Annotated in this window: 4 protein-coding genes; 1 reads left to right on the top strand and 3 read right to left on the bottom strand. The window is 44.4% G+C overall.

What is annotated here, in order from left to right:
* Positions 1 to 480: 480 nt before the first annotated feature.
* The 3 genes from fusA to ABIL00_05150 form a co-directional block, all read right to left on the bottom strand.
* Positions 481 to 2,532 carry an elongation factor G gene (fusA, locus tag ABIL00_05160; GenBank protein MEO0110142.1) on the bottom strand — a complete coding sequence of 684 codons (2,052 nt, stop codon included), beginning with the start codon at positions 2,530 to 2,532 and terminating at the stop codon, positions 481 to 483.
* 147 nt (positions 2,533 to 2,679) lie between these two features.
* The gene (locus tag ABIL00_05155) at positions 2,680 to 4,140 is read right to left on the bottom strand and encodes an Rne/Rng family ribonuclease (GenBank protein MEO0110141.1); all 1,461 of its coding nucleotides are present in this window, start codon (positions 4,138 to 4,140) and stop codon (positions 2,680 to 2,682) included.
* 11 nt (positions 4,141 to 4,151) lie between these two features.
* The gene (locus tag ABIL00_05150) at positions 4,152 to 6,608 is read right to left on the bottom strand and encodes a TIGR03960 family B12-binding radical SAM protein (GenBank protein ID MEO0110140.1); all 2,457 of its coding nucleotides are present in this window, start codon (positions 6,606 to 6,608) and stop codon (positions 4,152 to 4,154) included.
* Positions 6,609 to 6,754: 146 nt separating this feature from the next.
* Between ABIL00_05150 and ABIL00_05145 the strand changes: the two genes are divergently transcribed.
* Positions 6,755 to 7,291 (top strand): hypothetical protein (locus ABIL00_05145; GenBank protein ID MEO0110139.1); only part of this gene is annotated, 537 nt, incomplete at its 3' end.

Here is a 7,291-nt window from a genome sequence, read left to right as displayed (position 1 = left end):
CATCGTTATAACCATAAAGGCTCCCCCTATTACTTTTTAATATGGGAGGGAGCCTAAATTTTTTCAATGGTAAGATATTTTTGATTAAATAACCCATTTTCGGTAAGATTATTTTTGATGAAAACCGAATAGTTGACATTTTTCTTAAATTGCTTTATAATATTAAGAAAATTAACTAAAAGTTAAAAGACTTGCCCTTAAAAAGGGGAGATTTATTTTTATAAAAAGGGGTGTAGCATACAGGGGATGGTATCGGGAACCTAAGTAGAATCCTAATAATTAGTTTAATGAATAATCTAATAATCACCCTAATCCCAAACCTAATTAAGAGTCTAACTTCGTTAATAAAGGAAGGGATAAGAAGAGAGATGAAGGGGTGCCTAATTGGGAAATTAACCGAAGGTCTAAATCCAAACCTAAAGGAAGGCTTAAAAGGAGAAATAAATCTCAGTTTAACCGCCCTTGTAATAAGAAAAGGCTCTAAGTCAAATAGGGAAAGAGGCGTCTCCTCTCTTCTTCGGGGATAAGTTCGTATCTTAAAAATTGGATGGAGTAAGTTCCCCGACCTGAGGTTAAAGAGCGAATGGCAGTGGCATAGCCAAAGGTCTCAGAAAGGGGAACCTCACCCAGAAGCATCTTATAACCCTTTAATTGTTCAATTGTTAAGACCTTTCCCCTTCGGGAAGCAAGGTCGGAGATTACCGAACCGGTATATTCATCCGGGCAGATGATCTCAATTGACATTATCGGCTCTAAAAGGCTTGGGCTTCCCTTCTGGAAGGCACTCTGGAAGGCAAGAGAGGAGGCGACGGTAAAAGCCAAATCCGTGGACCGGCTTGGGTCATACGCCCCGTCAATCACCGCAATCAGAATATTGGTTATCGGATAACCGGCAAAAATTCCCGAAGCACAAGAATCTAAGATACCCTTTTCAATCGCCGGATGAAAATTCTTGGGGATAATCTCTGTCTCAAAGATGATATTTATCCCCTGATGACCAGGTTCCAAACGCAACTCCACCTCTCCGTAATGCTCTCGTTCTTCAATCGCCTTTAAGAATTTTCCTCTGCTGATGCTCTCTTTGGTAATTGTCTCCCGATAGGAAACCTGGGGTTTTCCTTTTCTTAAATTTACCCCATAATTCCTTGATAACCTTTCCATAATAATATCCAGATGCAATTCGCCCATTCCCGAAATGATTATCTGACCCGTCTCTTCATCCTCTTTCATCTTAAAGGTTGGGTCTTCTAAGGAGAGATATTTCAAGGCGGTCTTTAACTTTGGCTCTTCCATCTTTGTCTTCGGCTCAATCGCCAGAAAGACAACCGGCTCGGGAAACTCCATCGCCTCAAAGGCAATCGGATATTCCGGGTCACAAATCGTCCAACCGGTCTTAACATCCCTTAACCCAACAATCACCCCAATCTCACCCGCCGCGAGAGAATTAACCTCTTCGGGTCGGTTAGCGTGCATTAAAAGTAATCGGTTGGCTCTCTCTTGCCTCATCGCCGGCACTAAAAGGAAAGGAGAATTGGTCTTTAAGATTCCGGAATAAATCCGGACATAGGAAAGGATACCCCGGTGCGGGTCGTGCATAATCTTAAAGATAAGACCGGCCAGGGGACCTTCGGGATTTGGTTCTCGCTTCTCTTCCTTTTTCGTTTTTGGGTTTATCCCCTTCACCGGTGGCAAATCTAAGGGCGAAGGGAGATACTCCACAATCGCATCCAAGAGCAATTGAATCCCTTTATATTTCAAGGCGCTGCCGCAGAGCACCGGAAAAATTTTTATCGCCTTAGTTGCCTTGGCTAATGCCCTTTTTATCTCCTCCGGCTCAATTTTCTCTTCCCCGATAAACCTTCTTAATAAATCCTCATCATAATCGCATAAGATAGAAATTAAATCTTCCCTTAAATTTTTTACCTCCTTTAACAAATCTTCGGGAATTGGGATCACCTCATATTCCTTGCCTAATGTCTCCTCCTTCCAGATATAACCCTTTTCCTCAATAATATCCACAACGCCAATAAAATTCTCTTCTTTGCCGATCGGTATTTGGATGGGCACGGGCTTTTGAGCAAACTTCTCCTCCATCATCTTCAAAACCCGGTAGAAATCCGAACCGGTTCTATCTAATTTATTAACGAAGGCAATCCGCGGCACACCGTATCTATCCGCCTGGCGCCAGACCGTTTCCGATTGCACCTCAACCCCACCCACCCCGCAGAAGACAATTATCACCCCATCTAAGACCTTCATACACCTTTCTACTTCAATCGTGAAGTCAACATGACCTGGGGTATCAATAATATTTATGCGGTGGTCTTTCCAGAAGGTGGTGGTTGTGGCAGCGGTGATCGTAATTCCCCTTTCCTTTTCCTGCTCCATCCAATCCATGGTCGCGGTTCCTTCATCAACCTCACCCATTCTATAAATCTTTCCGGTATAATACAAAACCCTTTCCGTGGTTGTTGTCTTTCCGGCATCAATATGCGCGGCAAACCCAATATTTCTAATCCTTTTTAAATCCATAAAAATTTAATATAATGAAAAAACTCGGGAAATCAATATATCTCTGCAAGCATTAACAGTGATCATAAGTACTTTAGTGGTAGAGATTTTTGACCAAACGAATTATAGTTACCGTGACTGGTGATACCTTGCGAAAATAAACCTCTCTTAATTTTCTATCATAATCTTAAATCCTGTCGGCGGTAATTCGGGTGAAGATTTTAGATCAATGGCAATTTTTAGATCCTTAATCAACTTTTTTAAATCCTCTTGCCAATCTTCCATAAGATAACTGTGTAAAAATTGGGAGACCAAGAGTTTCACCCTTTTCCCTTTGATGTTCTCCGCTTTCGCCGAGAGTTGATTTTTTATCTTCACCGCAATCTCGTAACGATTAGGAATTCTTCCCCGGCCGAAACAGACCGGACAGGTTTCAAAGAGGGAGTCAAAAAGGGAAGGTCTAATCTTCTCCCGAGTCATCTCCAAGATACCGAACCGACTGATCCGGGCAAAGTCGGATTTTGCCCGGTCGTTCTCCAGACAGAGTTTTAACTCTTCCACCACCCGCTCCATATTCTTTGGCTCCTGCATATCTATAAAGTCAATGATGATCAAGCCGGAGAGGTCCCGCAGACGAATCAAGCGGGCAATTTCCGAAGCCGCTTCCAAATTTGTCTGGAGGATTAAAGTCTCCGGGTCTTCTTCTTGAGCAAAACGACCCGTGTTCACATCAATCGCCACCACCGCTTCTGTCTGGTCAATGGTGATGAACCCACCCGATTTTAACCAAATCTTCCTTTCCAATGCCTTTTTCAACTCCTCTTCAATCCGCATCTTCTCAAAGATGGGCTTTTCTCCCTCATAGAGTTTTAACCGAGAGACCAACTCCGGGTTCAAACTTTGGAGATAAGCGTGGATCACCTCGTAGGTCTCCTTATTATCACAGTAGATAACCTCAGTATCTGGGGTGAAGAGATCGCGAACCATCCGGATCGGAAATGGCGGTTCTTGGTAAAGGAGGGCGGGCGCCTTTACCTTCTCCCAATTCCTTTTGATCTCCTCATAAATCTTCTCCAAGAAGAGGTATTCCTTCTGGATACTCTCTTCACTGGCAAACTCTGCTGCTGTCCTAATTATAATCCCCACGCCGGGTTTCTTTATCCTTCTCACCAGATCCCGAAGGCGGAGCCTTTCCTTTTTCTCTCTTATCCTCTGAGAGATACCAATCCGGTCCACCGTGGGGAAGTAGACCAAATAATGTCCGGGGATGTGGACATAGGAGGTGAGACGCGAACCCTTATCGCCCATCGCCTCCTTCACCACCTGACAAAGGATCTCATCTCCCGGATTAACAACCGTTCCCTCCTGTTTCACCTCTTCCCTCTCCCAAAATGCCTCATCGGGAATTTCCGCTAAAGGTAAGAAACCATTCTTCTTCAGACCGAGATTAACAAAAGCCCCCCTTAATCCTTTTACCACATTTTCTACCCTCCCCTTATAAATCCGCCCCACTTCACTTCTGGTATTTGGTCCTTCAATATAAAATTCTGAAAGCCTCTCCCCTTCCAAGAGGGCACAACGATTGTCATTGTAATATGAAGAGAAGATTAACTTGACATTCACCTTCATAAAAATCCTCCCTAAATATCATCCAGAGGGGTAAAGACCCGACCGTTTTTTAATATATAACAATCTTTCCTTTCAATCACCAATAATTTCGTCTTCTCCTCCTCCCAGCCAAAAAGTTGAGAGAGGACGGTAAAGAGGCGCACCCCGGGGGCGATAGCGATAAAGACCGAGAGAGAATCCCCATTAAACTCAACCCGGAAGAGATGGGGAATCTCTTTCTGCCGCTTAAAAACCATATCCCGACCCCAAAAAAGGGAAGGAGGAAACCTTATTTCGTACTCCGCTAAATTAACCGCCTTACCCAAAGAATCTACTCTCCTCCGTAAGAGCCGATTTTCCAGAATCATAATCCCTTTGGGTAAAAAGGGAGCCAAGTCCCGGGTGAGATTACCCGAATAAGAAGCCGCCAATTGCACATCAAGGTACTCCCCTCGGGAAGTGACACCCACCGGCAGGGGCGGCCCGAAGGAGACCAGGGGATGGGGAGAAAAGCCAGCGGAAAAGGCGACCGGGAGTTCTGACCGCCGGAAGGTGCGATAGAACTGGCGGACCAGGTCCAAATGGGAGGCGAAAAGGAAACTCTCCCCGACCGCATATTTTATCCGATAGGTAACTTTACTCGTATTGGCAAGAAAGACTTTCCTCTCGTAACCATTAGGGATTTCCAATTCCGGAGGAAGGGAAGTACTCTCTCTCTTCTTCCTAAGATCCCCAGTGGGACAAACTCCACACTGCTGGCAATTGGCTTGCCGGCAATCTGGTGTGAAAATTCCCATTTCCGCCCTTCTCGCCTCCGCCAATAAAAATTCCTTGCTCACCCCAACATCAATAAAATCCCAGGGCAGAGGGACTTCTTTGGGTTTCTCTTTTAAGTAATCCTCAGGATTAATCCCAACTTCCTGGAAACTCTCTTCCCAATCTCCATAATTAAAAAATTCACTCCACTCCGTAAAGATTGAACCCTTGCGGTAAGCGGAAAGGACGACCGGACTCAGTTTCTCATCCCCCCGGGCTAAAACCGCTTGTATCTGCGCCTGGTAAGGATTTTCCCATTTCGGACGGATATTGCTCCTCTTTGCCTCCCCCTTTAATAAATCTATCTTCTCTACCAGACTCTTGACATCCGAAAATGACTGCCATTGGAGGGGGGTGTGGGGTTTGGGAATGAAAGGTGATACCGAAAATCTTATCTCCATCTTTTTAAACCTCCGGGCACAAGCCAAAATAAATTGGGCAATCTCCCTCACATCCTCCTCGGTCTCACCAGGCAGACCAATCATAAAATATAACTTCACACCCAACCAACCCGCTTCCGAAGCAGCAGCTAACGCCTGAAAGATACTCTCCTCTTTCACATCCTTATTGACCAATCCCTTCAAACGGCTACTGATGGTCTCGGGAGCGAAGGTGAGACCCGTCTTTTTTATCGCCTTCAATTTTTGAGCCAAACTCAAAGAGAAATCTTCCCCCCGCATTGAGGGCAAAGAGATTGCCACCCGCTTCTTATAAAGAAGGGCATTCAAGTGAGTTAAGAGATTAGCCAAATTGGGATAATCGGAAACGGAAAAGGCGAGGAGAGACAGTTCTTCCCAACCGGAACTCCTTATTCCCCTCTCCGCTAAGAAAAGGATCTCCTCGGGGTCTCTTAAGCGGACAGGCCGATTGATCATCCCGGCCTGACAGAACCGACAACCCCGGGTGCAACCCCTCATCACTTCAATCGTCAATCGGTCGTGAACAATCTCGCAGATTGGCACCAGCGGAGGAAAGGGGAAATCCTCCTCTCTTAAATCTTCCTTGATCCGCCTTTTTATTAAGTGGCTATTCTTTTTCCTCGGAACATAGACCCCTTCAATCTTAGATAAGGCGGAAAGAACCTCTTCTCTCTTTCCGCCGCAATTCCGATAAACCTCAACTATCTCTTTTACCACCTCTTCCCCATCCCCGATACAGAAGGCATCAAAAAATTCTGCCATTGGTAAGGGATTGACACAACAGGGACCACCGGCAATGACCAGGGGGTGAGAATCGCTTCTTTCTGCTGCCTTTAAGGGAATTCCGGCTAAATCCAAAATATAAAGAACCGTTGGATAGGAAAGTTCCGATTGTAAAGAAAAGCCGAGGATATGGAAATCTTTTAAGGGGGTCTTTGTCTCCAAAGAATATAAAGGTATCCCCTTCCCTTTTAATAACCGACCGAAATCGGGCCAAGGGGCGTAAGCCCTCTCGGCGATTACCGAAGGGTTGCGATTCAAAATATGATAAAGAATTTTAAGGCCATAATTAGACATCCCAACTTCATAGACATCAGGGAAAATTAAACCAAAAAGAATAGTATCTTTTTTCCTCTCTTTTAGCAAAAGGTTGTATTCCCCTCCGGTATAACGAATTGGCTTCTGACAGAAAGGTAAAATCTCTCGCAAAACTCTATCCATTTCCGTTATTAACTTACTTCCAATCTCAATCATAACCAATTTTTGCCATTGGTCAAGATAACCCGCACCTTAGCATATGGAAAAAGAACAGAAAACGATTGCTCAGGGGAAGTCTAAAATCACCTGGTATATTATCCTTTGCCTCTTGACAAAAATTTTATTTGGCGGTATAATTAGGTATGATTAATAGAAATTTTAAGTTCACCTTCCTTTGCCTTTTAATTTCTCTTCCCTACCTTTACCAAAAGTTATTTTATAAAATTAAACCAAAAAGAAGAATTATCTTTCTATTTTTTATTGGTCTTGTCGGTTATTCTTGGGAGAATCCTTTACCTTTTAACCCCAGGAAGCCTATAGAGGAGATTATAAGGAGATACCAGCGGAAATGGGGAGGAGAAGAGGGAAAAGGTCAATCAACGACTGGCGAATTCTTGATTGATACGAGTATTGTTTATGTTCCTTCACCATATGAGCAATCTTCTCCCTCAATCGCCTTTGATGGCGCAAACTATTTCGTGGTCTGGGTAGATGAGCGAAATTATACCTCTCGGATTTACGGTACTCGGGTGAATAGGAACGGTGAAGTGTTAGACCCAAATGGGTTTCCAATCGGTGTGATAGAAGAAGACCGCTATTCGCCCGCCGCTCTCCGCCCACCGCCCAAAATTTACCCCAATCCAGCAAGAACCGCTGTCCGTATCTTTTCTCCTTTGACT

This window comes from candidate division WOR-3 bacterium (assembly GCA_039801905.1).
Classification (GTDB): Bacteria; Hydrothermota; Tepidihabitantia; order Tepidihabitantales; family JBDRVQ01; genus JBDRVQ01.
This window is presented reverse-complemented; position numbering and strand designations above follow the sequence as displayed.